Annotated in this window: 28 protein-coding genes; 5 read left to right on the plus strand and 23 right to left on the minus strand. The window is 66.6% G+C overall.

Features of this window, described 5'->3' with window-relative positions; translation table 11 throughout:
• Nucleotides 1-169 precede the first annotated feature (169 nt).
• Nucleotides 170-1,795, minus strand: a complete 1,626-nt coding sequence (locus GV790_RS01530; RefSeq protein WP_175585765.1) for an acyl-CoA synthetase — start codon at nucleotides 1,793-1,795, stop codon at nucleotides 170-172.
• A gap of 212 nt (nucleotides 1,796-2,007) precedes the next feature.
• Entirely contained in the window at nucleotides 2,008-2,646 is a 639-nt protein-coding gene (locus GV790_RS01535; RefSeq protein ID WP_163809603.1) for a hypothetical protein, read from the minus strand.
• Nucleotides 2,647-2,949: 303 nt separating this feature from the next.
• Here GV790_RS01535 and GV790_RS01540 point away from each other — a divergent pair, with 303 nt between their 5' ends.
• Nucleotides 2,950-4,110, plus strand: a complete 1,161-nt coding sequence (locus GV790_RS01540) for a CHAP domain-containing protein (RefSeq protein WP_163809605.1) — start codon at nucleotides 2,950-2,952, stop codon at nucleotides 4,108-4,110.
• Nucleotides 4,111-4,151: 41 nt separating this feature from the next.
• Here GV790_RS01540 and GV790_RS30485 read toward each other — a convergent pair whose 3' ends face one another.
• The 4 genes from GV790_RS30485 to glsA form a co-directional block, all read right to left on the minus strand.
• Complete coding sequence (locus GV790_RS30485; protein WP_175585766.1) at nucleotides 4,152-4,319, minus strand: hypothetical protein; 168 nt, start codon at nucleotides 4,317-4,319, stop codon at nucleotides 4,152-4,154.
• A gap of 40 nt (nucleotides 4,320-4,359) precedes the next feature.
• The gene (locus tag GV790_RS01545; protein WP_163809608.1) at nucleotides 4,360-5,022 is read right to left on the minus strand and encodes an O-methyltransferase; all 663 of its coding nucleotides are present in this window, start codon (nucleotides 5,020-5,022) and stop codon (nucleotides 4,360-4,362) included.
• A gap of 115 nt (nucleotides 5,023-5,137) precedes the next feature.
• A complete protein-coding gene (locus GV790_RS01550; RefSeq protein ID WP_163809610.1) occupies nucleotides 5,138-6,769 on the minus strand; it encodes an MFS transporter in 1,632 nt (543 codons plus the stop codon).
• Nucleotides 6,766-7,776 carry a glutaminase A gene (gene glsA, locus GV790_RS01555; protein ID WP_163809613.1) on the minus strand — a complete coding sequence of 337 codons (1,011 nt, stop codon included), beginning with the start codon at nucleotides 7,774-7,776 and terminating at the stop codon, nucleotides 6,766-6,768. Before glsA ends, GV790_RS01550 begins: the two co-directional genes overlap by 4 nt.
• Before the next feature lie 294 nt (nucleotides 7,777-8,070).
• On the opposite strand from glsA, the gene GV790_RS01560 reads away from it, so the two are divergent.
• Nucleotides 8,071-8,409 carry an MmcQ/YjbR family DNA-binding protein gene (locus GV790_RS01560; RefSeq protein WP_163809615.1) on the plus strand — a complete coding sequence of 113 codons (339 nt, stop codon included), beginning with the start codon at nucleotides 8,071-8,073 and terminating at the stop codon, nucleotides 8,407-8,409.
• Nucleotides 8,410-8,429: 20 nt separating this feature from the next.
• On the opposite strand, the gene GV790_RS01565 is transcribed toward GV790_RS01560, so the two are convergent.
• The 4 genes from GV790_RS01565 to GV790_RS01580 all read right to left on the minus strand — a co-directional run bounded on the left by GV790_RS01565 (nucleotide 8,430) and on the right by GV790_RS01580 (nucleotide 10,731).
• Complete coding sequence (locus GV790_RS01565; protein ID WP_163809617.1) at nucleotides 8,430-8,753, minus strand: thioredoxin family protein; 324 nt, start codon at nucleotides 8,751-8,753, stop codon at nucleotides 8,430-8,432.
• 84 nt (nucleotides 8,754-8,837) lie between these two features.
• The gene (locus GV790_RS01570) at nucleotides 8,838-9,635 is read right to left on the minus strand and encodes a thioesterase family protein (protein ID WP_163809619.1); all 798 of its coding nucleotides are present in this window, start codon (nucleotides 9,633-9,635) and stop codon (nucleotides 8,838-8,840) included.
• Between the two features lie 42 nt (nucleotides 9,636-9,677).
• Nucleotides 9,678-10,001, minus strand: coding sequence for a branched-chain amino acid transporter permease (locus GV790_RS01575; RefSeq protein WP_163809620.1), 324 nt, complete (start codon nucleotides 9,999-10,001; stop codon nucleotides 9,678-9,680).
• Nucleotides 9,994-10,731 carry an AzlC family ABC transporter permease gene (locus GV790_RS01580; protein WP_280213237.1) on the minus strand — a complete coding sequence of 246 codons (738 nt, stop codon included), beginning with the start codon at nucleotides 10,729-10,731 and terminating at the stop codon, nucleotides 9,994-9,996. Before GV790_RS01580 ends, GV790_RS01575 begins: the two co-directional genes overlap by 8 nt.
• 79 nt (nucleotides 10,732-10,810) lie before the next feature.
• On the opposite strand from GV790_RS01580, the gene GV790_RS01585 reads away from it, so the two are divergent.
• Complete coding sequence (locus tag GV790_RS01585; RefSeq protein WP_163809624.1) at nucleotides 10,811-11,251, plus strand: Lrp/AsnC family transcriptional regulator; 441 nt, start codon at nucleotides 10,811-10,813, stop codon at nucleotides 11,249-11,251.
• 66 nt (nucleotides 11,252-11,317) lie between these two features.
• On the opposite strand, the gene GV790_RS01590 is transcribed toward GV790_RS01585, so the two are convergent.
• Both GV790_RS01590 and GV790_RS01595 read right to left on the minus strand, forming a co-directional pair.
• The gene (locus GV790_RS01590) at nucleotides 11,318-12,145 is read right to left on the minus strand and encodes an imine reductase family protein (protein WP_175585767.1); all 828 of its coding nucleotides are present in this window, start codon (nucleotides 12,143-12,145) and stop codon (nucleotides 11,318-11,320) included.
• 306 nt (nucleotides 12,146-12,451) lie between these two features.
• The gene (locus GV790_RS01595) at nucleotides 12,452-13,780 is read right to left on the minus strand and encodes an MFS transporter (RefSeq protein ID WP_138456816.1); all 1,329 of its coding nucleotides are present in this window, start codon (nucleotides 13,778-13,780) and stop codon (nucleotides 12,452-12,454) included.
• A gap of 196 nt (nucleotides 13,781-13,976) precedes the next feature.
• Here GV790_RS01595 and GV790_RS01600 point away from each other — a divergent pair, with 196 nt between their 5' ends.
• Together GV790_RS01600 and GV790_RS01605 are read left to right on the plus strand one after the other, a co-directional pair.
• The gene (locus tag GV790_RS01600) at nucleotides 13,977-14,366 is read left to right on the plus strand and encodes a MarR family winged helix-turn-helix transcriptional regulator (protein ID WP_163809627.1); all 390 of its coding nucleotides are present in this window, start codon (nucleotides 13,977-13,979) and stop codon (nucleotides 14,364-14,366) included.
• Nucleotides 14,367-14,445: 79 nt separating this feature from the next.
• Nucleotides 14,446-14,892 carry a MerR family transcriptional regulator gene (locus GV790_RS01605; protein WP_163809629.1) on the plus strand — a complete coding sequence of 149 codons (447 nt, stop codon included), beginning with the start codon at nucleotides 14,446-14,448 and terminating at the stop codon, nucleotides 14,890-14,892.
• 139 nt (nucleotides 14,893-15,031) lie between these two features.
• On the opposite strand, the gene GV790_RS01610 is transcribed toward GV790_RS01605, so the two are convergent.
• From GV790_RS01610 to prfB, 11 genes are all read right to left on the minus strand, one after another.
• The gene (locus tag GV790_RS01610; protein WP_163809631.1) at nucleotides 15,032-15,667 is read right to left on the minus strand and encodes a hypothetical protein; all 636 of its coding nucleotides are present in this window, start codon (nucleotides 15,665-15,667) and stop codon (nucleotides 15,032-15,034) included.
• Entirely contained in the window at nucleotides 15,667-16,179 is a 513-nt protein-coding gene (locus GV790_RS01615; RefSeq protein WP_163809632.1) for a hypothetical protein, read from the minus strand. The genes GV790_RS01610 and GV790_RS01615 overlap by 1 nt, the downstream gene beginning before the upstream one ends.
• Before the next feature lie 4 nt (nucleotides 16,180-16,183).
• On the minus strand, nucleotides 16,184-16,858 hold the full coding sequence (locus GV790_RS01620) for a WXG100 family type VII secretion target (protein WP_163809634.1): 675 nt from the start codon (nucleotides 16,856-16,858) through the stop codon (nucleotides 16,184-16,186).
• Nucleotides 16,859-16,905: 47 nt separating this feature from the next.
• Entirely contained in the window at nucleotides 16,906-17,223 is a 318-nt protein-coding gene (locus tag GV790_RS01625; protein ID WP_163809636.1) for a type VII secretion target, read from the minus strand.
• 199 nt (nucleotides 17,224-17,422) lie between these two features.
• Nucleotides 17,423-18,646, minus strand: a complete 1,224-nt coding sequence (locus tag GV790_RS01630) for an acyl-CoA dehydrogenase family protein (protein ID WP_163809639.1) — start codon at nucleotides 18,644-18,646, stop codon at nucleotides 17,423-17,425.
• Between the two features lie 33 nt (nucleotides 18,647-18,679).
• On the minus strand, nucleotides 18,680-20,089 hold the full coding sequence (locus GV790_RS01635) for an acyl-CoA dehydrogenase family protein (RefSeq protein ID WP_375139357.1): 1,410 nt from the start codon (nucleotides 20,087-20,089) through the stop codon (nucleotides 18,680-18,682).
• A 222-nt stretch (nucleotides 20,090-20,311) separates the two neighbouring features.
• Nucleotides 20,312-21,217, minus strand: a complete 906-nt coding sequence (ftsX, locus tag GV790_RS01640; protein WP_163809643.1) for a permease-like cell division protein FtsX — start codon at nucleotides 21,215-21,217, stop codon at nucleotides 20,312-20,314.
• Nucleotides 21,217-21,906 (minus strand): cell division ATP-binding protein FtsE, encoded by a 690-nt coding sequence (ftsE, locus tag GV790_RS01645; RefSeq protein WP_163809645.1) that lies wholly within the window; start codon nucleotides 21,904-21,906, stop codon nucleotides 21,217-21,219. Before ftsE ends, ftsX begins: the two co-directional genes overlap by 1 nt.
• 121 nt (nucleotides 21,907-22,027) lie before the next feature.
• Entirely contained in the window at nucleotides 22,028-22,180 is a 153-nt protein-coding gene (locus GV790_RS01650) for a hypothetical protein (RefSeq protein ID WP_163809115.1), read from the minus strand.
• On the minus strand, nucleotides 22,167-23,045 hold the full coding sequence (locus GV790_RS01655) for a mechanosensitive ion channel family protein (RefSeq protein WP_163809647.1): 879 nt from the start codon (nucleotides 23,043-23,045) through the stop codon (nucleotides 22,167-22,169). The genes GV790_RS01650 and GV790_RS01655 overlap by 14 nt, the downstream gene beginning before the upstream one ends.
• Nucleotides 23,045-24,160 carry a peptide chain release factor 2 gene (prfB, locus tag GV790_RS01660; protein WP_163809649.1) on the minus strand — a complete coding sequence of 372 codons (1,116 nt, stop codon included), beginning with the start codon at nucleotides 24,158-24,160 and terminating at the stop codon, nucleotides 23,045-23,047. Before prfB ends, GV790_RS01655 begins: the two co-directional genes overlap by 1 nt.
• Nucleotides 24,161-24,196: the final 36 nt, after the last annotated feature.

Genomic DNA, 24,196 nt, shown 5'->3' on the forward strand with positions numbered 1-24,196 from the left:
AACCTTCCGCGATCCCGCCACCGTGACCGGGGTGGTGTGGATCGCAACCTCGAGATCCAGTGCTGGCGCTAACAATAGCAAGCATTACCGGCGAGTAGTGGTGCTCGTCTCAGAGATGCCGACGCCGGGGTCGATGTCCACCTCGACCCCGGCGTCTCTTACTCGCGATCTACTGCTCGACCTGGTAATCCACCAGTACCCGGCGCAGCAGCTTGCCGGTCGGGTTACGCGGCAGATCGTCGAGGAAGACCACCTCGCGCGGCACCTTGTACCGAGCCAGGTTCTCCTTGACGAAGGTCTTGATCTGCTCCGCGTCCGGGGTGTGGCCGGGCTCGGGAACGACGAAGGCGCGCAGCCGCTTACCGAACTCCACATCGTCCACGCCGACCACCGCCGCGTCGAAGACGTCTTCGCGCTCGAGCAGCAGCTGCTCGACTTCCTGCGGGAAGACGTTCTCGCCGCCGGAGACGATCATGTCGTCATCGCGGCCGTCCACCATCAGCAGGCCGTCGTCATTGAAATGGCCGACGTCGCCGCTGGACATGTAGCCGTCGATGATCTGCTTGTGCCTGCCGTCGGTGTAGCCCTCGAACGGTGCGCCGCTGCGCACGAAGATGCGGGCGGTGACGTTCTTGTCGAGCACGCGCTGATCGTTGTCGTCGAACAACCGCACATCGCAGGTGATCGGCGGGCGGCCGACGGTGCCGGGCGCCTTCGCGAGTTCGTCGGGGGTGGCGATGGTCGCGATGGCCACCTCGGTGGAGCCGTACAGGTTGTAGAGGACCGGCCCGAACACCTCGGTGGCGCGGATGCACAGCTCAGGTGCCAGCGCCGAACCGGCGAGCAGGATCACCTTCAGCGAGGACAGGTCGTACTTGGCGCGCACCTCGGCAGGGAGCTCGGTCATCCGGTGCAGCATGGTCGGCACCGCGACCAGCATCTCGGCCTTGTGATCGGAGATCATCTTCAGCGTGGCCTCGGCGTCGAAGCGGCGCCGCATCACGATCTTGTTGGTGAGCACGGTGCCGACCAGCCAGGTGCCGAGGCCGGTGCTGTGGAACAGCGGCGAGACGATCACCATGGTGCCGCGACGCGGGAACGGCACCCGGTCCACGAACTGCGCGGTCGCCATCGGCGTCACCTTCGTGCGCGGGGCGCCCTTGGGTAGGCCGGTGGTGCCGCTGGTCAGGATGATGAAGCCGCCCGGCTTGCTGGGGGCGGGCAGCGGCTCGGTGGAGTTCGCGGCGATCAGGTCGTCGAAGGTGGTGGCGCCTTCGGGCAGTGCGGCGCCCTCGTCGACCCAGGTCAGGAAGCGCGGCAGATCCGCGGGCAGAGCGTCGAGCAGGCCGAGGAATTCGCTGTCGTGCAGCACCGCCTTGACCTTCTCGCGCGCACAGACCTCGGCGAACTGCGGCTTGGCGAAGCCGGTGTTCATCAGCGCGATCCGCACGCCGAGCTTGGCGGCGGCCACCTCGGCCAGGATCAGGCCGCGATGATCGCGGGCCAGCACGCCGACGACCATGCCCTCGGTCAGGCCTGCGGACTGCAGCCCGCGTGCGACGGCGGTGGACTGCTCGTCGAGTTCGCGGTAGGTGAGTTCACCGCGCTCGTCGGCCAGGGCGACCTGATCGGGGGCGATCCGGGCCGAATGGCGGACCAGCGCGGCGTGCGGGCCGTAGACCCGCGTCTCCTTCATGGTCTTCAGGGTTTCCAGCGGCGCTTTGGGATCGCTGACCCCACGCGATCGCAACACCCCCAGCGCTTTGACGGCCTCCAGCGTATGCGCCAGGTTCACCACGAACACCTCCACAGAACTCTCGCGTCGGTACTCGACCTAGCGAATCGAACGGGCATATCGGATGCCTACCGTATCAGCGCACGTGTGACAGGTCACAGCCAAAGGCGACAAATCGGGCCCTGTGTCCGCCCCCGCACGCAAACCCCCAGATGAGCGCGGGCGCGCCTGTGACCTCACAGAACGCGCCCGACCTCAGTGAGCGAACGTTGTCAATTGACAACTGCTCCCATGGATGGGAACGAGATGGTGCCCTTCTGGTACTGGAACCCGTCCGGGTGCTGATCGCTGACCGGAACCGACCAGCGGTGCCACAGCGTGCCGTAGACCGCGGCCACGACCATGCCTGCGCCGGGATCGATCACGCGCGAGCGGATCGTGGTATCGACCGGGATATCGTTGTGCTCGGTCAGCACCTCGGTGCCGCTGCGTCCGTTGGACAGGTTCAGCCAGATCACCTCGAGCTTGGCACCGGTCTGGTTCGGGGCGATGGTGCCGGGTCCGCCGAAGAAGCCGAAGCGGAAGCCGTCGATGCCGAGCGCGACGCCGGAACCGTAGACGCCCGCACCGCCGCCGCGACCGATATCGGACTGGGCCGGGATCTGGAACGGCTGCGCGGGCAGCGCCACCTCCTCGGCGGCGTCGTCGAGGCGCTGCGGATCGGCCAGCAGACGGTCGATGGCCTGTTCGGCGGCCGGGTTGCCGGTCGCGACGACGCGCAGTTGCTCGGCGGCGGCGGTCCAATCGACGGTGTGCGGTTCCGCGGCGGCGTGTCCGGTGAACAGCATGGCGGCCGCGGCGGTCGCCGCCAGGCCGGTGGTGAAGCGGGACATCAAGCTCGAGCGTGGCATTGCCTGTCTCCTTCGGAAGATTCATTCCCGGGTACAGCTCGACAACCATCCGTTTCTCGACGCGAAACGGTCCGGCGGCCAGGTTGCCAGCGATATGCCGCACTGTCCAGGGTTGCCGCCGAGACGCGCCGTCGAGGAAATATGCCGGACGCGTTCCCATTGTTGGGAATCAGCGATACTCGAGGCGTCGCAGGTGTCTTTCATCAGGTGGCCTGATGGTCGTGGGCGAGTGAGGATCCGGATGCTCCTGTATGTCGGCCCACGGGGAATGACGGTCCGGTCGGCCGAAAGGCGGTGCCGTCGATGAGTTTGACGACCGATCTCGCGGAAATCGACGCCATCCCTGTTCGCGGTGACTTCCCGCCGGGCCTCGTCTCGGTTGTCAAGATGGTCAAGCTCGCTCTGCGAGCGAGCGTTTTACAGTTCGCCTCGGGTGAACCCGGCGCGCAACCGGATCTGCTCGAACAGCTGCGAAAAGCGAAACTGCTGCGCAACTCCGATATCGACGGTGTCGAGGCGAAATCGGTGATCCTGGAGAAGTACGGCTCGCGCAAGGGCGATTTCCAGGCCATCGAGAACGAACTGCGCGACAAGGGCAAAAGTGTCGACAGTTCGGTCTCGGAAACCTTCAGAACCGCCGACACCACCTACCGTCAGGTGATGGGCAAGGTACGCGGCCTGAGCGACGCCCTCACGAACGCGCCGGGCCCGGGCAAAGATCAGAAATACATCGCGCCGCACGTCGCCGACCGGCTGTCCGCCATCGCCTTGCGCACCACCGGCGATGTGCACGATCTGGTCGACGACGCGAAAACCCGGATCCAGGAGTGGGCCAATGGGATTCGCGCGGCCACGCAGGGCGCGAAGCCGGTGATGGCCAATGCCCCGAGCACGATGGGCGGACGGAGTCCGATCAGCATGGCGTCCAGCGGCCCTGCCCCGGCGGCCTACTCGGGTTCGGCGGGCTCGCCCGCCCCCGCCAGTGCGCCGGCACCGACTCCGTGGACCTCAGCGCCCTCGACCGGAGTGCCCGCTATCGATGCCGCGATCCGGGCCGCCGAGGGTGAATTCGCCAATGGTGTGAGAGAGACCAGTCCGAATCACGTCAACCGGCCCTACAACATCCCTGGCGATCTGGCGTGGTGCGCCTCGTTCACCGACTGGGCGTGGACGCAAGGCGGCATGGATGTGAACTGGACCAATAAGAACCTGGTCAGCGCCGTCTGGTCGGATGCCCGGCGATGGGGATGGGGTCGGGATGGCAATATTTCGGAGGCTCGTCCGGGCGACATGATCGTCTGGGGTCACCAGAACCACATCGGTCTGGTGGTCGCCCGCAGTGGCAATACGGTGACCGTCGTCGAGGGCAATGCCGGCAATGCTGTGCAGCGCAACACCTACAGCCTGGATCGGGGCTTCGCCGGTGTCATCCATCCGCCGGCGTCGAACCAGGTGGCGGTATAGCGCGGGGCGGTGTGCGACCGGGATCGGCCGGCGGGCCTCGATCAGTCCTCCGGTTCCGGTTCGGAACGTGCCTCAGCGGTGCCCGTCACCCGGACAACCCCCGCGCTCAGATCGATATCGAGCTGCGGCCGGTGCGGTTCACCATTGCTGTCCGCACTGCCTTCGTCGGTCAGCTTCTTGCCGGGGAACAGTTCGCCGATCACGCCCATGCACCCACGATAACCACAACAGCTCGTCCTGGGGTTTCCGTCAGTCCGTGACCAGCGCGTACGCGAAACCGTCCCACCCCTTGCTGCCGACGGTCTGCAGCGCGGTGGCATCCAAGCGCGGCTCGCTGTCCAGCAGTTCCAGCACTTCGCGGCTGGCGCGGACCGCGGAGTCCTCGGAATGGCCGTTGGTGATCTTCCCGCCGCGCACCACATTGTCGACGATGATCACCGACCCCGGCCGGGTCAGTCGCAGCGCCCAGCGCACATAGTTGGCGTTGTTGACCTTGTCGGCGTCGATGAATACCAGGTCGAACGGGTCCTGGCCCTCTTGTTCGAGCACCGGGAGGCTGTCCAGCGCGGCGCCGACGCGGATGTCGACCCTGTCGCCGACGCCCTTGCGGTCCAGATTCGCTCGCGCGACCTCGGCGTGCTTCGGCTCGTACTCCATGGTGACCACCCGGCCCTGCGGGCCGACGGCCCGCGCCAGCCAGAGGGTGCTGTACCCGCCGAGCGTCCCGATTTCCAGCACCCGCCGCACGCCCATCGTCCGCGCGATCAGATGCAAGAACTTCGCCTGCGCCGGCGAGACATCGATGGCGGGCAAGCCGGCGGCCGCATTCGCTTCCAGCACGTCGGTATCGGCCTCGCCGACCACCGTCTGCACCAGGTACCGGTCTACCGCGCCCCACTCGGCATTCGTCATACGGAAAGTCTTCCACGACGCGCCGGCCGGCCCACTGTTCGACTCGCGGCGGGCCGGACCGCCTGGAAGTCCGTGCTCGGGGCGATGACGACCGCATCGAGTGTTACTACTCTGCTCAGTCCTTCTCCGGCGACGGATCCGGGATCTCGCCCGGCCGGTAATCCGGCAGACGGCTCGCGGGCACGATCGCGGTCGCGCTGATTCCGGCGAGGATCAGCAACCCGAACTTGAGTGTGCGCAGCCGGACGTCTTCGTTCACCGCGACCGCCGCATCGATCTGTTCCGGTGTGGCGTCGGTGCGTTCGAGGACCTCACGCAACCGGTCATTGCTGACGAAGTTGACGTTGTCCAGGTCGACCTGCGCGATCAGCGAATCCGGCAATTCGACGTCATCGATGATCTCCCGGCCGACCACGAAGCTCAGGATGGTGACCAGCATCGCGCCGACCAACGCCGTGCCGACCGCCGAGGCGAGGTTCTGGGTGGTGCCGCGTAGCGAGCCGACATCGCCTGCCAGCTTCTTCGGCGCGGAGGTGACCAGCACGTTGAACACCAGCGTGACCAGCGCGCCCTGGCCGATTCCGAAGACGATGAGCCCGAAGATCGTCGGCACGGTCTCCCAGTTGTTGGTGACCACATAGGCCAGCCAGATGAGTGCCGCGGTGGTGAGGCTGAACGAGAACATTCCGATGGCGCGCGGGGTGAACCGTTTGTAGAACCGCACCACCAGCATCGCGGTGATGAATACCGTGAGGTTGAACGGCATCATCGCCAGCGAAGTGTCGAACGGCGAACGGCCCTGCACGATCTGGATGTAGAGCGGGACCGTGAAGATCAATGCCGCTTCGAGCGCCACGACGATGAACATGGCGTACACCGCGGCCCGCTCGCGGGAACTGCTGAGCACCGACAGATCGATCAGCGGCGCCTTCCCGTCGCGCATCCGCCGGCGAGTCCACCCGATGAATGCTTGCCCGAGCATGATGCCGAGCACGATCAGCACCGGCGCCGGCGAGACGCCGAGCAGATCGAACGGCGCTTCCGGATCGGCGAAGAACACACCCCATGCGTTCAGATTGTTGAAACCGATGGTGAGCAGCACGATTCCGGCGCCGATGAGCGCCGCGGCGACCAGGTCGATCTCGATGCTCGCATCGCCGTCGTCGGAACGCAGCGTGAAGCTGAACGCGAACACCACAACCGCCAGCACGAGCACGATGCCGAACACCGGCCGCCAGCCGACGAGGCTGCCGAGCGCGCCACCGATAAGGAAGGCGCTCACCCCGGAAATGGCTCGTGCGGAGCCGAGCGAACCGATGGCCGTGGCCTGCTGATCACCGTGGTAGTTCTCCGCGATCAGCGCCACAAGGGCGGGCACGATGATCGCCGCCGAGGCTCCGGCCACACCCTGTGCGGCGATCGCCCAGCCCACCGACGGCGAGATGATCATCATGATCGCCGAGACTCCGAATGTCGTGACGACCACCCGGAAGATCGTCACCCAGCCGATCCGCTGGCCGAGTTTGCCGCCGACCATGACCAGCGCCGCGACCGCGAGACCGTAGACGACGATCGTCGAACTCACCACTGTCGGTGCCACATCGAAGTCGTCGACCATGCCGCCCAGCGAAATCGGCAGGGCGGCAACATTGAACGACATCAGGATCTGCGCGAAGAACAGTCCGACCATCGGCAGCCAGGACGCGCGCTCGGGTGTGATTGCCGTATCGGCCGATTCGGTGGTCATGCTCGGGAGCCCTTCTGATCGTGGACCTCGGACGCGAAGACGTTCAAGCCGAGCGTGCGCGACAGATAGGCGGTCGCGCGGATGCCGCGTTCGCTGTTGCCCGCGGAATCCAGGCGCGGGGAGTAGGTGCCGATGGCGCCCTTGCCCGGTGCGATGGCGACGATCCCGCCCGCGACACCGGATTTGGCGGGCAACCCGATCTCGAACAGCCATTCGCCGGACCGCTCGTACATCCCGGTGGCGGCCAGCACTGCCAGCGTGTCGCGGCAGACCTGGGTGGAAACGACTCGTTCGCGGGTCACCGGGTTCACCCCGCCGTCGGCCAGCGTCGCGCCCATGATCGCCAGGTCGCGGGCGTCGACCAGCAGCGAGCACTGCCTGGTGTAGACGTCGACGACCTCGAGCGGGTCGATATCGATGCGGCCGTAGCTTTCCAGCAGCCGCGCGATGGCCTTGTTGCGCTGGTTGGTCAGCATTTCCGAGCGGTAAACCGCGCCGTCCAGATCGAGCGGCCGTCCGGCGAATCGCGATAGACCGGATCGGATGCGTTCCCATTGTTCCGCGGGGGTGGCTCCGGGAATCATCGCCGTCGTCGCCAATGCGCCCGCGTTGACCATCGGGTTCATCGGATGGCCGTCGTTGAGTTCGATGGCGATCACCGAATTGAACGCCAGGCCGGTGTTGTTCACGCCGACCCGGTCGAGCACAACCTCGTGCCCGAGTGCGTCGCAGACCAGGGCGTAGACGAACGCCTTGGCGATCGACTGGATACTGAACTGCGCGTGGGCCGCGCCCGCACTGTGTAGATCGCCGTTGACCTCGGCGACCGCGATGCCGAACAGGTCGGGGTCGGCTTCGGCGAGAACGGGGATGTAGTCGGCGACGGCCCCGGACTGCAACGGCAGATATCGTTCGTAGGCCGCCCCGACCAGCTTCTCCACCCGGTCCCAGCCCGGCAGTGCGCCGGTCGATACGGTTTGCTCGATTCCCTCGACGTCCAGATCCATCGGGCCTCCTTCTCGGCACCGGGACCGGTCGCACCACACCGCTGCGGTCGCGGCGCACGGATCGGGTGCCCGACAGGCGCCGCAGTACACCGGTTCGGCGCTCCGCTTCCGGCGGTGCCGGCCGGGAGTGCCGAAAGGATGGATCTGGTCCCACGATCAGGTCGAACCTGGGCAGTATGTCGGGCGCGGGTGGTCGTTGTCCGAAGCGACACGAAATCGAGGCGACACTGTTATCGGCTCGGTCGCCAGAGATGAGATCGAGCAGTGTCGGTGGGGTTTGGAAGAATCCGGCGCATGAGTGCCACCGGGGATGACGTCCGCGCCTTTGCCTTGTCCTTACCGGAGACCGCGGAGCAGTTCACCTGGGGCATGCCCACGTTCCGGGTCGCGGGCAAGCTGTTCCTCACCCTCCCCGACGCCGAAACCTGTATGGCGGTCCGCTGTCCCATCATCGAGCGCGATGAACTCGTCGTCGCCGAACCGGCCAAGTTCTGGATCGCCTCCCACGAAGCGGCCAACGCCTGGGTGCGGGTGCGGTTGGCCGCACTGGACGACCGCGAGGAAATGGAGGCGATCGTCGCCGACTCCTGGCGTCAGGCCGCGCCGCGTGAGCTGCTCGACGACGCCGAGTGACGGCGCGAAAACAGCCCCGCTCAGAGGACGTCGGCGAGCTCGTCGAGCAGCCGTCGCTTGGAGCGCGCTCCGACCAGCCGCTTCGACGGTTCGCCGGACCGGAACACCATCAGTGTCGGCATCGCCATCACCGCATAGGCCGCGCTGATCTCCGGATTGGCATCCACATCGAGCGTCACCACCTTCAACTGCGGTGTCTGCGCGGCGATCTCGGCGAGGACCGGAGAGATCATCCGGCAGGGCCCGCAGTGGTCGGAGGTGAAGTCGACCAGGACCGGAAGTTCCGAGCGCAGAACCTCGTTCGCGAAGGTCGCATCCGTCACCGTGGTCACCGCGTTGCTCATCGTCGTCTCCTGTGCTGTTGTCGGGTCGGAGCCGACGCTAAAGGTTGACGTCGAGGTCAAGGCAAGCCGCGATGGCCGGATCCGTCAGTCGAGGGGACGGACGGTGAGGATCTGCTCCGCGCGTCCGACCGGCCCGCGGACGTCGTGCAGGACGGTCGTGGTGAGGCCCTGCCCTTGCTCGCCGAAGACGACGGAGGTGTCGAGCCCGGTCCACGATCCCTGCGGTTGACGGTAGAGGTGGATGGTGAGGTCGACGTTGGGGAACATCCACTTGCGCGGGTCCTGGCGGACCGCGATGCCATTGGCCGTGTCGACCAGCGCGACGAAGCCGGCGAGCGGACTGCTCGGTTCGCCGTCGAGCAGCGCGACCGGCGTCGAGACCCAGGCCGTGGTGCGGCCCGGCTGCGGTGCGGCGGTGGTGCGGACGTCGAGGGAGGTGATATAGCCGCCGGGCCAGAGCTCGCCGATCCGCCACCGATCGAGCGATTCGGGGGCGGGCAGCCGATCGGGTTCGCCACCGGTGACCGCGCTGGTGTCCTGTTCGGCAAGCAGCCAGGCGCGGGCGCTGACGACGGGACGCCCCGCGATGACGACGGTGGCTTCGGTCAACTCGATGGTGCGTCCCGGCCGGGTGGTGCGGACCTCGATGTCGAATTCTTCGCGGCCGATCTGGCCGAGAATGTCGAAGGTGATCCGGCTCATCGCCAGCGCGGGCCGGCCATCGCGGGTGCGGGCGGTTTCGATGGCGTGCACGATCAGTCCGCCGAGTGGGCTGAAATGTTGCTCGTCGGCCCGCCACGCACCGCCGGTGTATTCGGTCGGCAGGTATCGCTCGGCGCCGATCCGGCGGAAATAGCTGGGTCGATCAGCCGCGTCGGCCATAGGTGGGCACGCTCCTCACTGGTTGGCGAAGGTCTATTCGAATCAGAGCAGATTGAGCAACACGACATACACCCCGGTCCCGATCCCGACGCTGAGCAGGGTGCGCCGGCCGAACAGCAGGTGGACCGCGGCGGTCACGCCCACCGCGAGCAGGGCGTAGAGCGCCGCGCCGTCCTCGGCGACGGTGGTGTGCAGGCTGGTAGCTGCCAGGATCGCGAGGATGCCGACCGGCATCCACACCGCCAGCGTGCGCACCAGATGCGAGCGGCGCAGCGGTTTCAGCACGGCGAACGGGACCGCGCGCAGGGCGAAGGTGATCGAGAAGACGATCACCAGGACGGCGAGCAGATATCCGGTATCAGGCATCGACGGCCACCGCCGTGCGCCCGGTGAGCCGGTACCGGATCAACAGCAGCACCACGAACGCCAGCAGTGCCACGAACAGCGCGACCTGCGGCGTCAGGATCAGCGCGGCGCCGACGGCGAGCACAGCGAGCAGTACCGACGGCAGGTCGCGCCGGGAGCGGCAGGCATCGAGGGCGAGCACCGTGAACAGCGCGCACAGCGCGAACTCCAGCCCTTTGATCGGCCCCGGGATCACCGCACCGATCGCGACACCGACCAGACCGCCGCCGACCCAGTACGCCTGCGCAGCGAGCTGCATCGTCAGCAGGCGCGGCCCCGAGCGCTGGGCGGGCGGCAGCGCCGCGGACACCGCGTACGCCTCGTCGATCATCGCGTACACGCTGTACACCCGCGCGAACCTGTTGCGCACCAGGTGAATCGGGAAGGAGAACGCGTAGAACACGTGCCGGAAGTTCACCACGAACACCGTGACCGCCACCGCCACCAGCGGTGCGGTCGCCGCCACCATGCCGACCAGCAGCAGTTCCAGCGAACCGGCGAAGGCGGCCAGCGACAGCGCGGGCGTCAGCCACCACGGCAACCCCGCCTGCACCACCAGCAGGCCGAGCGCGATGCCCAGCGGAAAGATCCCGAGGCCCGCCGATACCGAGTCGGCGATACCCGCGGCGACCTGTTCCTGCCTGGATCTGGAAGGCGCCGCGAGAGCGGGCACCGGGTCGAGTTGCTGCACGAGGTAATTTTCTCGCAAAACGCTTGCTCTTTGGTTGCATATATTGCGCTGCCATGGTTGCTCTGCGCAATATGAATGCATGGATTCGCTTGATCGCGCAATCATCGCTGAGCTGGAGGCCGAGGGGCGGCTGACCAATGTCGAGCTCGCCGGGCGCGTCGGCCTCACCCCGGGGCCCTGTCTGCGGCGCGTGCAGCGGCTCGAATCCGAGGGTGTCATCCGCGGATACCGTGCCGTCATCGACCCGGCCTCGGTCGGCCGGGCCTTCGAGGTACTGCTCGATCTCACTCTGGAAGGCCAGGACGCGGAAACCGTCGCCCGCTTCGAGGCGACGATGACCGGGCTCGACGAGGTCAAGGAGCTGCGCCGGTTGTTCGGCACCCCCGACTATTTCGCCCGCGTCGCCGTCGCGGATCTGGATTCCTACGAGGTGTTCCTGCGCACCCGGGTGATGACGATCCCGAAGATCGGGCGGGTCAATTCACGCTTCACGATGAAGAACCTCAAGCAGCTCGGCTGAACCGCGGGGCGAGTGTTCGTCCGCACCGGAAGGCCGGATGTCACCACCGGCACGGCGGCGGGCAGGTCAGCGATGGTCGGTCAGCAATTCGATGAGGGTGGTGATGCTCTGGCTGCTCCTTCCGTCGGCGATCGCTCGCCGCAGCAGCTCATGCATCGGCTCGTGCCAGGACATATCGACGCCCGATTCGGCGCTGATCTGGCGATCCTGATCGATCGCATGGTGGAACACCTCGACCGAGGCGCCGAGGCGGGTGTAATCGCGACTGTCGATCTCCTCGGCGACGACCGGAAGAATCGACTCGATCATCTGCAACCACTTGACCGAATAGCCGACCATCGTCCGCGCCTCGCGTCCGCGCGCGGCCAGTATCGCTGCTCCCTCGAGGAACCCGAGGAGGGCGGGAAGCAGCGTCGCGCCCACGGCCGCCTCGTAGAGGGCGGCGAGATCCGGTTCCGCACCGAGGAATTCGACCTCGCCGCCGAACACGCGCAAGAGCCCGGCATGCTCGTCGAAAACGGCCCGGTCACCGCTGAAGTACAGCAGCGTGTCCGGGTCGCCCACCGCGGACGGGACGTTCTTGATCGCGCCACCGAGGTATCGCGCCCCGCGTTCGGTCGCCCACTGCGCGAATCCGCGCGCCTGCGCGGGAGTTCCGCTGTTCAGCGTGATGAGATCCCGGTCGTGCAGGCCGGCCTCGGCGAGGGCTTCGCTGGTGGCCGCGAAAGTGCTGAGGCACGAGACGATCACGTGGTTGTCGGCCACCGCCTCCGCGATCGGCAGACGCTGAATCGCGCCGGACGCCACCAGCGCCGCTGCCCGCTCCGGACTCCGGTTCCACACCGTGGTCGGATGCCCTGCCGCGAGCAGTGCCGCGGCGAGCGCGCTGCCCATCGAGCCCAGCCCAGGACCGTGACGGGAGTGGATTCAGGCATGTGATCTCCGATCATCCGGCGGTGAGGTCTCGTCCTCATCGGTGCCCTGCGAGTCTCGAATCCACTGAACGGCCCGGCAAGTACGTACTTTTCGGTGGAGATGCTTACGCCGAGGTAACCCATGAGGTCACGGCGCCGGCCTCGCGACCTGGTATGTCGATGGTCACGTGCCGGGGGTGCGTTCGAGAACGGTGCCCGCCCGAATACACGACCGTGGGGCCGCCGAATCGGCGACCCCACGGTCGTATTCGATTGTCGGTTCCGCTTAGGCGAGCTCGGCGACCGCCTGCTTGCGGGCCAGCACGGCCGAGGCGGAGGCGATCAGGCCGATCACGGCGACCGCGGTGACCAGGTACAGCCCGGGCCGGTAGCCTGCGATGCCGTCGGTGGCGGCGTCGCTGATCAGACCGGTCGCGATGGCAAGCACGACCGCGCCGCCGATCTGGAACGAGGTCTGCACCAGACCAGAGGCCAGACCCTGCTCATGGTCGGCGATGCCCTCGGTGGCCTGCACCATCACCGCCGAGAACCCGAGTGCGAAGCCGAGGCCGAGCAGCAGGAACGCGGGCAGGTAATCCACGGCGTAGTTCGGGTCGGCGCTGCCGCCGCGGGTCAGGAACCACACGTAGCCGGCCACGAACGAGGTGAGGGCGGCCAGGATCATCGGGGTGGTGCCGAAGCGGTCGATGAAGTTGCCCGCGATCGGCGACAGGATCGCGACGATGATGCCGGTCGGGGCCATCGCCAGCGCCATCTGCAGCGGCTCCCACTCCAGGGTGTTCTGCAGGTACAGCGACACGATCGTCTGGAAGCTCAGGTAGGAGCCGAAGATCGCCAGCGCGGCCAGGTTCGCCCGCACGATCGACTTCACCTTGAAGATGCTCAGCCGCACCAGCGGGTGACTCACCCGGTTCTCCACCACGAAGAACGTGGACAGCAGGCCGACGGCGAGGATGGTGGTCGCGATGACGGTGGGGGTGAAGCCGGTCTCCGGCGCCGTGACGATCGTGTAGACCGCCGCGAGCATGCCGCCGGTCAGCAGCACCGCCCCGGTGAAATCGATACGGCCCTCTTCCTTTTCGACGTTGCGCGGAATGACGAAGTAAGCCGTGACCGTGACGATCGCGACGACGACGACCGGCATGTAGAAGGTCAGCCGCCAGTCGATGCCGGTGAGCAGGCCGGACACGATCAGGCCGGAGGCGTAGCCGGTGGCGCCGAAGATGGTGAAGATCGACAGGGCCCGGTTGCGGTCGGGGCCTTCCTTGAATGTGGTCGTGATGATGGACAGCGCGGCCGGCGCGGTGAAGGCGGCGGCGACGCCCTTGATGATGCGGGTGGCGATCAGCAACGCGCCGTCATCGACGAGGCCGCCGATCAACGAGGCGATTCCGAAGACCACCAGAGCCGTCAGGAAGACCTGTCGCCGGCCCAGCAGGTCGGCGGCTCGTCCGCCGAGCAGCAGCAATCCGCCGTAGCCGAGGATGTAGCCGTTGACGATCCACTGCAGCGCAGAGGTGTCCAGGCCCAGGTCTTCGCCGATCGAGGGGAGTGCGACGCCGACCATGGAGACGTCGAGCGCGTCGAGGAACATCGCCAGACCGGCGACGAACAGAATGGCCCACAGCTTGGGCCCCCAACCACTCGCGGTTGGTTCGGAAGTAGTAGGAGCAGTGAGGTTCTGGGGTGCCGTTGTCGTGGTCACGGAAGGTAACTTAAATGCACACGCATTGAATGTCAACACATGTAATGCACGTGCATAAAATGCCTTGACATGGTAACCTCGGCTCATGTACCACGACACCGACAAAGATGTCTGCGCGAAGTGGTCCGAAACGCTCCGCCTCTACCACGGCACGTCCTGTGAGCTGGAGAGCGCGCTTCAGGCACAGCATCAGCTCGGCCTCAGCGAGTTCGAGCTGCTCCAGGTCCTCGGCGGACGCTGCGGCGAAGCGCAGGCGGAGAAGGTCAAGATGAAAGACATCGAGACCGAGATGTACCTGAGCCAGAGCGCGCTCTCGCGCACCGTGACCAGGCTGGAGAAGGCCGGGCTCGTCGTCCGCGCCACCTGCGACTTCGACCGCCGCGCCAATTTCCTGAAACTCACCGCCGCCGGCCGCGAACGCCTCGACGCCGCCCGCCCGACCCACCAGGAAGTTCTGCGCAAGCACCTGACCTGAACGGTTCCCCGGATGAAGATCCGGGCGCGGCCGGTTGTCACCGGTGACCGCGCACCCGCGCGGATCGGAAAGGACCGGGATGCGGATCGGGGAATTGGCCGAACGCGCGTCGACCACCACACGCGCCCTGCGCTACTACGAATCGCGCGGCCTGCTGCGCTCGAGCCGCGACGCCAGCGGCTACCGCGTCTACAGCGAGGACGACTACCGCGTCGTACGCCAGATCCGCACCTTGCAGGAGTGTGGTTTCGAGCTGGAGGAGATCCGCCCCTTCGTCGAATGCCTGCAAGCGGGCAACCCATCCGGCGATTCGTGCCCCGCCTCGGCGGAGGTGTATCGCAGGAAACTGGCCGAAGTGGATGAGCTCATCGGGCAGTTGCGGGGAGTGCGGCAGTGGATTCTCACGCGGCTGGATGAGCCGGACCCGGGCGAGCCGGTGCCCGCCCCCGCGTGCGAATTCGCCGCGCACGGGTTGGCGCCGGACCGCGTCGTGCGGTCGCGCTCACGCGGTCTCACGGAGAGGTGAGCACGATCAAAGGCCAGAGCCGCAGCCGAGAGAGCGGTCGAAGTCGTGGGCGACCACGTCCGAAAACGCACCGTCGATACAGCCGCCGGGTATCGCGGGCCTCTGGAATGTCGAGGCGGATCAGGCGCCCGCAGCGAGGTCAACCACGCTGCTCCGCTACCGCTGCCGCGAAGTCGGGGTGAGCGCGGATGGTGATCGAGTCGGGGTTCTCGATCGGGCCGATCCGGATGAATTGCGCTGCGGCCTGATACACGAGCATGGCGATGAACAAGCCGAGCGGGCACCAGCCGGGGAAGAATGCCGCGACCCACGCGGGGTGGATACGGTCGACCCCGAGTTGGTTGGCGATGAACAGGGCGGGCAGGAGGGGGAGGCCGATGATGATCACGATGCGAGCAAGCCATCGCAACAGCGTCGTGCGCCGGACGCATGCCGCGCAGACGGGCCACGTGCCGTGCACATCTCCGGCGACCGGAGGAATGTTGATGCCGAGCTTGAACAAGTCGGCACCGAGTCCGCGCAGTGTGACGCCGAGACCCTGCTGCTCGACCCCGCGCGACGTTCGGCGGAAGGTGATGACCTTTTTCCAGTGGTCGACGGCGGATCGTCCGTGTTCGCTGCAGACATCCGGCAGCGGCTGCCGGAGTTCCAGTGAGAACAGATCCCGCCATTCGCGGGAGTTCGACATCCGCAGCATGTCGGAGACGGTTTCCATCCCGTAGCGAAGCTGAACCGGGACCGCGACGTCGATTCGTTCGGTCGGGTAGGTCGCCATCACACCAGCCAACCGCGCTGTCGGCGCTCCTGGAAGTACAGGTCGTCCTCGTCCGGTTCGTCCGGGGTGACAATCTGCTCCCGGTTGGGTTTCCGGGTACCGGGATGCAGCTGCACTGTCCGCGGCGAACTCGGTGTGTGGTGTGACGGCGGTGCGTCTTGTGTTGGCGCAGAATCGTTCACGGACGGGGCGATGGTTGAGGTTGGCTCGGCCCGCAGCCGTGCTTGCTCGGCGCGGCCCTGTTCGGCCATGGCCTCCAGCTCGGCCGGTGACAGGGTGCTCAACTTGTTCATCGCCTGCGGGGTCAGCACCCGGTCGAGGATGCCGGCGAACGCGTCGGACCGGCCGAATTCCCGCATGCTCACGCGGCCCGCGATGACGTCATCGAGTTGCTTGCGGACGTCGGCGCCGGGTGCCGCGGACCGCAGGGCTTCCAATGACTTGCGCAGCTGGCGCGACGCACCGAGGTCTGCCCCGGCGACATCGTAGGTGGGGTCGGGCTGCTGGTGCATCAGGTCAAGCTCCGGGGTGATCGTAGGACGGTGACGGCAGCGCCGGGAGTTCGTCTACCGGGCGGCTGGACAGCTGAAGCGCCGTCGCGCCGAGCCCGACGACGACCTTGAATGTGGTACCGGCCGCGTTGACCATCTGCTGATACTTCGCGACGATCCGCACGGCGTCGGCCGCCGCGGCAGCGTAGGTCGCCGCCGCCGTCGGCGCGGTGATGACAGCCGACGATTGGATTGCCGCCGCCGCCATTTTGGCCAGCCACATGATGATCAGATCGGCGAGTCCCTGGAGCAGATCGCCGAGCACTCGGCCGAGATTGACCATCGCGTTGCTGATGTTGTTGAGCGTGCGCTCGATCTCTTGGAGTGAGCGCACCTGGAACTCGACGGATCCGGCCAGCCCGTGAAAGTAGCTGCGCGCGTCATCGGCGGCGTTGCCTCGCCAGGTGCTCTCGACGGTGTTCTGCCAGTCCGCCTTCAGCGTGTCGTGGAAAGAGGTGTTGAAGGCGGCCAGATTTCCCGCTGCTCCGGAAGCCTTCTTCACGGCCTCCCAATCACCTGCCACCTGTTGCGACGCCCAGCCGAAGACGTCGACTCCCAGCAGGGTTTTGGACGCCTCATTGAGGTAGTACGCAGGGGAGACGAAGTTTCCGCCGATGAAATAGGGGATCCACCCGGGCATCGGGTCTTCGGCCGTGGGTTCCTTCAGTGTTTCGCCAGGGCGCGCCATCACTGCCCTTCGCCGTAGGTGCTGTCGAGGCGCTTGGCCGTCGCCAGATCGCTGGTGCGATACATTTCGGCGCTCTTGGTGAGCTCGGTCGCGGATGCCTCGGCGAGTTGGCGCAGCTTGTCGTAATTGGCCTCCAGATTCTGCCTGACCTGTTCGGCGATGCCGGCCACGTGCGCGAATATCCGAGCGTCGTCGCCAGAGATGTTGAACCACTTCGTGACGTACTGCTTGGCACTGTCGGAGTCCGAGGCCAGATCACGCATGACGGTCGCGAATCGGTCCAGGTCCCCGGGCTTTACTTGTAGGTCTTCGGCCACCAACGCTCCCTATCGTTCACCATGCGATGTTCCTCGACATGGTGCGCGGACGGTGGACGATTTGTCCACTTCACGTACTTGGACGTGCGAAGCCCCCGATCGGTTCCATCTTGTCCCGCAGATGCGGTCACCACCGAAGACAAAAGAACCGGTGCGGATCGGAAAGCGCCGACCCGCACCGGTTCTACTTTTCGTCCACTTACTTCAGCTCAGCACTGGTCTTCCCCAGCACCCGCCGCGCGACGATCAGCTGCTGAATCTGCTGGGTGCCTTCGAAGATGTCCAGAATCTTCGAGTCACGGCCCCACTTCTCCAGCAGGGTGCGCTGCGAGTAGCCGAGCGGGCCGGCGAGCTCGACGGCCTTGAGGGTGACGTCGGTGCCGGTGCGGCCGGCCTTGGCCTTGGACATCGAAGCCTCGAGGGAGTTGGGCTTCTTGTTGTCGGCCATCCAGGCCGCGCGCAGCGCCAGCAGGTAGGCCGATTCGTAATCGGCTTCCATGCGCAGGAATTCGGCGGCCGCGGCGGGCTGGTTGTTGGCGGGGATGTCGTAGGACGGTTCGATGCCCGCGTCCTTCAGGACCACACGCAGCTCTTCGAGGGCGGCGCGGGCCACGCCGACGGCCATGGCGGCGACGAGGGGACGGGTGTTGTCGAAGGTCTGCATGACCCCGGCAAAGCCCTTCTCCACGTTGACTTCCGGGCTGCCGAGGATGTTGTCCTTCGGGATGCGGCAGTCCTGCAGCAGCAGCACGGCGGTGTCGGAGGCCTTGATGCCGAGCTTGTGCTCGAGCCGCGCCACCGACAGGCCGGGAGCGTCCCGCGGCACGACGAACGACTTGATGGCCGCGCGGCCGAGGCTGCGGTCGACCGAGGCCCACACCACGATGTGGGTGGAGCGCTCACCGGCGGTGACGAAGATCTTCTCGCCGTTGAGGACCCACTCGTCGCCGTCGAGCACGGCGGTGGTGGTGACGGCCGCGGAGTCGGAGCCGAAGGACGGCTCGGTGATGGCCATGGAGGCCCACACCTTGCCGAACCGCTTGAGCTGCTCATCGGTGGCGACGGCCGCGATGGCGGCATTGCCGAGGCCCTGGTAGGGGATCGACAGCATCAGGCCGACGTCGCCCCACGAGGTCTCGAGGGCGTTGAGCAGGGCGGACATATTGCCGCCGTTGGTGTTTCCGAGCAGCTCGGTGGCGTGCGCGTCGCTGTCGTCCTCGCGGCCGCCCGCGGCGCCGCCGATCTTCTGGGTGCCGGAGTCGGCGAGGCCCTCGACCATGGCGGCCATGGTGTCGAGCTCGACCGGGTACTCGTGCTCGGCGAGATCGTATTTACGCGAGATGGGGCGGAAGATCTGCGCGGCGACCTGATGCGCCTGGTTGGCGCTGGCCCGCAGCTTCTTGGGGAGTTCGAGATTGATCATGGTTGGAATCTCCTGAAGTAACGAACGGGCCGGTCAGACGAGCACGACACCTTCGGCGACGCCGATGCCGCGCAGATCGCGGTACCAGCGCTCGACCGGGTGCTCCTTGGTGTAGCCGTGGCCGCCGAGCAACTGCACGCCGTCCAGGCCGAACTGCATGCCCTTGTCGGTGGCCAGCTTCTTGGCCAGCGCCGCCTCGCGGGCGAAGGACAGCCCCTGTTCGGCGCGGGAAGCGCCACGCAGCGTCACCAGCCGCAGACCGTCGAGTTCGATGGCGATATTGGCGACCATGAACGCGACCGCCTGCCGGTGCGAGATCGGCTCGCCGAACGCTTCACGCTCGTTGACGTAGGGGATCACGTAGTCGAGCACGGCCTGGCCGGTGCCGACGGCCAGCGAGGCCCAGCCGAGGCGGGCCAGGCGCACGGCGTCGGCGTAGTCCTCGGCGTGCTGCTTGCTGTCACCGTCGCCGAGCAGGGCGTCGGTGCCGACGGCGACGTTGTCGAGAATGAGCCGGCCGAGGCCCGCGGCCCGCAGACCCATGCTCGGGTCGGCTTCCACCACCAGGCCCTGCGCGTCGGACTCGACGATGAACAGCGCGGGGCGCCCGTCGAGTTCGGCGCCGACGATGAACAGCTCGGCGTCGGCGGCGGCCGGGACCAGGCTCTTCACCCCGGAGAGGCGGTAGCCGCTCGGGGAGCGCACGGCCTTGGTCTGCAGGGCGAAGGGGTCGAACAGGGCGCGCGGCTCGCTGATCACCACCGAGGCCTGCGGCACGTTCTCGCCGGTGAAGGCCGGCAGGTAGGTCTGCTGCTGCGCGTCGGTGCCCCACTGCGACAGCGCCACCGCGACGCCGCTCGGCGCGAGGATCGGCAGCGCCAGGCCCATATCGCCGTGCGCGAGGGCCTCGGCGACCATCGAGTTGGTGACGGCGCCGCGCTCGCTGGCCGCGCCCTCGAGCTCCTCGGGGACGTTGATCAGGGTGATGCCGAGTTCGGCGGCGCGGCCGAGCAGATCTTTCGGCGCTGCGGCGGCCTCATCGGCGTCGTGTGCGGCCGGACGCAGGATCTCGGCGGCGAACTCGCGCACCGTCTCGACGATCATCTGCTGTTCGTCGGTGGGGGTGAGGTCGAAGTAGTCCTTGTTCTTGGCCTCGTTGGTGGCCAGGCGCTTGGGCTGCCCGCCGCCCGCGACCTTGTTGAACGCGCGGGTGGCCGCGCCGAGGGTGCGGAAACCGGTCTTGGTGCCTTCGTAGGTGACCCGCTCGATCGGCTTGCGCAAGTTGTACTTCTCGGCGAGTTCGGACCCGGTGAGGGTCGTCATCACCCGCATCGCCGCGCCCATCCAATCCCGCTTGGGTTGGTTCAGGCCGACCGCGGAATCCTGGCTCCGGCCGGAATCCGGACGTCGCTTCGTCGCGCTGTCTCGAGTGCTCATCATCACCTGTTTTCTCGGATGGGTGGGTGAGTGGGTGGTGGTCCCATTATCTTACTCTTGAGTAAGGCTATCTTACTCCAGAGTAAGAAGAGCGTCGAGGGTTCGCGAATCTGTTGCCGAGTCGTTGTGCGGTATCACAAAACGGGGATGCGCACGACGCGAACAGGCCGGTCCACCCAGCGGGTGGACCGGCCTGTGCTTGCTACGCCCGGCGGCGCGGTGTCACGTTTATTCGCGCACGTAGTAGCGCAAAGTGGCGTAGGCCGTCACGGCCGCGAACGCGACGCCGATCGGCGCGATGATCAACGCCGTCATCGCGATGTCGTCGCCGGTGATGCGGGGAAAGACCTTGCTCGCGAACAAGTCGCCGAGCGCCCGGTCCACCACCAGCGGCCGCGCGATGAACAGACCGGCCACCGCGAGCAGCGAACCGGCCAGCGCCGCCACCACCGCCTCCAGCAGGAACGGCAACTGGGTATACCAGCGGGTGGCACCGACCAGCCGCATGATGCCGACCTCGGTGCGCCGGGTGAACGCCGCGATCTGCACCATGTTCGCGATCAACAGCAGTGCCGCCACGGCTTGCAGGATGGCCAGACCGAATGCCGCGTTGCGCAACCCGTCGAACAGGCTGACCAGCCGGTCGACGATGTCCTTGTCGTTGCGCACCATGCCCACCCCGGGCCGGTCGTAGAACGACTCGTAGATCGTCGGATACAGCTGAGCGTCGACCATCTTCACCCGCAGCGATGCGGGCAGCGGCGTATCGGCCACGTACTCGGCCAGCTCCGGCTGATCCTTGAAGGTCTTCTCCTTGGCCTCACGGATGGCGTCGTCCCGGTTGAGGAACTGCACCGACTCTACGCCCTCGGTGGCCTTGAGATCGGCCATCAGCGATGAGCACGGCTCGAGCGAGCAGTCCGGATCGGTCGCTGACACGTCTTCGGTCAGGTACAACCGCACCTCGAGCCGATCCAGGAAGTACTGCTCGGTCTTGTCCGCGATCCGCACGGCGAGCAGACCGCCACCGAGCATGGTGAGCGAGACCGCCGTGGTCAGGATCATCGCGATGGTCATGGTGACGTTGCGGCGCAGGCCTTCGACAACCTCGCCGAACAGGAAACTCGCCCGCATTATCGATCAACTCCGTACACGCCGGTGGCCTCGTCGCGAACCAAGCGTCCGCGGTCGAGTTCGATGACCCGCCGGCGCATCGAGTCGACGATGTGGTTGTCGTGGGTGGCCATCAGCACCGTGGTGCCGGTGCGGTTGATCCGTTCCAGCAGGGCCATGATGTCGGCGCTGGTCTCCGGATCGAGGTTGCCGGTCGGCTCGTCGGCCAGCAGTACCAGCGGCCGGTTGACGAACGCGCGCGCGATCGCCACGCGCTGCTGCTCGCCGCCGGACAGTTCACCCGGCAGCCGGTCGGCCTTACCGCCGAGCCCCACCATGTCCAGCACTTCGGGCACGGTGCGCTCGATGAACTGCCTGCGCTTCCCGATCACCTCGAGCGCGAAGGCCACGTTCTGCTCGACCGTCTTCTGCTGCAGCAGCCGGAAATCCTGGAACACGCACCCGATCCGCTGCCGCAGTTTGGGCACCTTACGGCCCGGCAGGCGGTCCACCCGGAAATCGGCCACCTGGATCTCACCGGCGGTGGGGATTTCCTCTTTGAGCAGCAACCGCATGAAGGTCGATTTGCCCGAGCCGGACGGTCCGATGATGAAGACGAACTCGCCCTTGCCCACATCCACCGTGATGTTGTCCAGCGCGGGTCGCGTCGAGGTCTTGTACGACTTCGTGACGTTCCGCATCGTGATCACGGGGAGCCAGTGTAACCATGGCCCTCCCCATGGCCGGGGCCCGTGAGCTGCCTCACGAGCGCGATCAGGCCCTGGTCAGAGCCGCCATCCTGGCGATCTCAGGCCCGCGACCTCGGGCGGGTCACGGGGTCGGTGGCGTCGTATGCACCGCTGCCGGAACGGTATTCACCAATGGCGCGGGCGGTGTGGGCGTGTCGGGTTTGACGAACAGATACAGCACGAACGTGGCGACCCAGCTCCCCATCAGGATCGCCGTGGATTTACGCGGTCTCACTGATACCTTCCCTGCGCAGCGCGGCGGCTACCCGGACCCGCAGCTCACGTCCTACTTCGAATTGCTTACCCGGCAGGGTGCGGGCGACCATCCGGATGTTCATCTGATCGACCGTGAGGTCTTCCACACCCATGACCGTCGGCTCGTCCAGCAGCAGCGGCTCGAGCCTGCGGTCGCGGTAGGCCTCTTCGCCCACCTTGTGCAGGATCTCGTTCACCCGGTTGATATCGGCACTGGCCGCCACCGGGACGTCGATCGCCGCACGAGCCCAATCTTTCGACAGATTCGTGACTTTCACAATCTGGCCGTTGGGCACGATGATCACCTGACCGTCGGCATCACGCAAGGTGGTGATCCGCAGTGTGACGTCTTCGACGGTCCCCTCGGCGGAGTCGGCGGCGCCGGTGACGTTGATCCGCACCACATCACCGAACCCGTACTGGCGCTCGGTGATCAGGAAGAACCCGGCGAGGATGTCCTGCACGATGCGCTGGGCGCCGAAACCGAGTGCGGCACCGAGCACCGCGGCAGGCGCGACCAAGCCGGTGACGGCGAACCCCAGGCGCTGCAACACCTCCATGCCGACCAGCACATAGACGATGGTCAGCACCACCCAGGTGACCACCTGCGCCAGCGCGTGCCGATGCTTGGCCGCCTCGGTGCGCACCAGTGCGTCGCTGCTCTGGAAACCGGCGTCGATCTTGCGGGTGACGCGGTCGCGCACGAACGTCGCGAACCGGCTGAACAGCACCGCACCCAAGATCAGCAGCACGATCTCCAGGCCGGAAGAGCGCAGCCATGGGGTGACGTCGGAGGAAACCGACAGCGCGTGGATCCCCGAACTCTGGATCCCCGAGGCGAACATCAGTTGGCCTGCTCCCGCATCCTCCAGCGGATCCCGCTCTCGATGAATCCGTCGATATCACCGTCGAGCACCGCGGAGGGATTGTTGACCTCGTAGTTGGTGCGCAGGTCCTTGACCATCTGGTACGGGTGCAGCACGTAGGAGCGCATCTGGTTGCCCCAGGACGCGCCCTCGTTGGTCTTGAGGGCATCCATCTCGGCGCGCTCTTCCTGCCGCTTGCGCTCGAGCAGTTTGGCCTGCAGCACGCGCATCGCCGAAATCTTGTTCTGCAGCTGCGATTTCTCGTTCTGGCAGGTGACGACGATGCCGGTCGGGATATGGGTCAGGCGCACGGCGGAGTCGGTGGTGTTGACGCTCTGGCCACCGGGACCCGATGAGCGGTACACGTCGACGCGGATCTCGCCCTCGGGGATCTCGATGTGGTCGGTGGTCTCCACCACCGGCAGCACCTCGACCTCGGCGAACGAGGTCTGGCGCCGGCCCTGGTTGTCGAACGGGCTGATCCGCACCAGGCGGTGCGTACCCATCTCCACCGAGAGCGTGCCGTAGGCATAGGGCGACTTCACCGCGAAGGTGGCGCTCTTGATGCCCGCCTCTTCGGCGTAGGAAGTGTCGTAGACCTCCACCGGGTACTTGTGCCGGTCGGCCCAGCGGATGTACATGCGCATCAGCATCTCGGCCCAGTCGGCGGCGTCCACGCCGCCGGCGCCGGAACGAATGTTGACCAGCGCCTCACGCTTGTCGTATTCACCCGACAGCAGCGTGCGCACCTCCATCGCCTCGACGTCCGCGTGCAGCGCGGCGCGTTCGGCGTCGGCCTCGGCGAGCGCGGCGGTCATCGCCTCGCCTTCCTCGCCTTCGGCCAGTTCGTAGAGGACCGGGAGATCTTCCAGCCGCTGCCGCAGTTCCTCGACCCGGCGCAACTCGCCCTGGGCGTGCGAGAGCTCGCTGGTGACCTGCTGGGCGTGGTCCTGGTCGTTCCACAGATCGGGGTCGGACGCCTGGTGCTCGAGTTCATCGATGCGGCGGCGTAGCTCCTCGATGTCGAGGACCGACTCGACGGTCTTGAGCGTGGTGTCGAGTTCGGCGAGATCGGCGGATACGTCGGGATGCACGATGTCCAAGGCTACCGGGCCGGTACGGCGTGGTGA

This window comes from Nocardia cyriacigeorgica, from assembly GCF_010858045.1.
Classification (GTDB): Bacteria; Actinomycetota; Actinomycetes; order Mycobacteriales; family Mycobacteriaceae; genus Nocardia; species Nocardia cyriacigeorgica_E.

What these genes read in the sequence shown, in the direction of transcription:
- GV790_RS01535 (WP_163809603.1), bottom strand. Translation starts at nt 2,646, where the DNA reads ATGCCACGCTCGAGCTTGATGTCCCGCTTCACCACCGGCCTGGCGGCG.
- GV790_RS01595 (WP_138456816.1), bottom strand. Translation starts at nt 13,780, where the DNA reads ATGTTCCTCGACGCGCTCGACGTCTCCATGGTCGGCGTCGCACTCCCC.
- GV790_RS01545 (WP_163809608.1), bottom strand. Translation starts at nt 5,022, where the DNA reads ATGACGAATGCCGAGTGGGGCGCGGTAGACCGGTACCTGGTGCAGACG.
- GV790_RS01630 (WP_163809639.1), bottom strand. Translation starts at nt 18,646, where the DNA reads ATGATCAATCTCGAACTCCCCAAGAAGCTGCGGGCCAGCGCCAACCAG.
- GV790_RS30485 (WP_175585766.1), bottom strand. Translation starts at nt 4,319, where the DNA reads ATGGGCGTGATCGGCGAACTGTTCCCCGGCAAGAAGCTGACCGACGAA.
- GV790_RS01540 (WP_163809605.1), top strand. Translation starts at nt 2,950, where the DNA reads ATGAGTTTGACGACCGATCTCGCGGAAATCGACGCCATCCCTGTTCGC.
- GV790_RS01560 (WP_163809615.1), top strand. Translation starts at nt 8,071, where the DNA reads ATGAGTGCCACCGGGGATGACGTCCGCGCCTTTGCCTTGTCCTTACCG.
- GV790_RS01550 (WP_163809610.1), bottom strand. Translation starts at nt 6,769, where the DNA reads ATGACCACCGAATCGGCCGATACGGCAATCACACCCGAGCGCGCGTCC.
- GV790_RS01655 (WP_163809647.1), bottom strand. Translation starts at nt 23,045, where the DNA reads ATGTTCGCCTCGGGGATCCAGAGTTCGGGGATCCACGCGCTGTCGGTT.
- GV790_RS01590 (WP_175585767.1), bottom strand. Translation starts at nt 12,145, where the DNA reads ATGGGCAGCGCGCTCGCCGCGGCACTGCTCGCGGCAGGGCATCCGACC.
- glsA (WP_163809613.1), bottom strand. Translation starts at nt 7,776, where the DNA reads ATGGATCTGGACGTCGAGGGAATCGAGCAAACCGTATCGACCGGCGCA.
- GV790_RS01575 (WP_163809620.1), bottom strand. Translation starts at nt 10,001, where the DNA reads ATGCCTGATACCGGATATCTGCTCGCCGTCCTGGTGATCGTCTTCTCG.
- ftsX (WP_163809643.1), bottom strand. Translation starts at nt 21,217, where the DNA reads ATGCGGGCGAGTTTCCTGTTCGGCGAGGTTGTCGAAGGCCTGCGCCGC.
- GV790_RS01565 (WP_163809617.1), bottom strand. Translation starts at nt 8,753, where the DNA reads ATGAGCAACGCGGTGACCACGGTGACGGATGCGACCTTCGCGAACGAG.
- GV790_RS01570 (WP_163809619.1), bottom strand. Translation starts at nt 9,635, where the DNA reads ATGGCCGACGCGGCTGATCGACCCAGCTATTTCCGCCGGATCGGCGCC.
- GV790_RS01585 (WP_163809624.1), top strand. Translation starts at nt 10,811, where the DNA reads ATGGATTCGCTTGATCGCGCAATCATCGCTGAGCTGGAGGCCGAGGGG.
- GV790_RS01610 (WP_163809631.1), bottom strand. Translation starts at nt 15,667, where the DNA reads ATGGCGACCTACCCGACCGAACGAATCGACGTCGCGGTCCCGGTTCAG.
- GV790_RS01600 (WP_163809627.1), top strand. Translation starts at nt 13,977, where the DNA reads ATGTACCACGACACCGACAAAGATGTCTGCGCGAAGTGGTCCGAAACG.
- GV790_RS01605 (WP_163809629.1), top strand. Translation starts at nt 14,446, where the DNA reads ATGCGGATCGGGGAATTGGCCGAACGCGCGTCGACCACCACACGCGCC.
- GV790_RS01620 (WP_163809634.1), bottom strand. Translation starts at nt 16,858, where the DNA reads ATGCCCGGGTGGATCCCCTATTTCATCGGCGGAAACTTCGTCTCCCCT.
- GV790_RS01615 (WP_163809632.1), bottom strand. Translation starts at nt 16,179, where the DNA reads ATGCACCAGCAGCCCGACCCCACCTACGATGTCGCCGGGGCAGACCTC.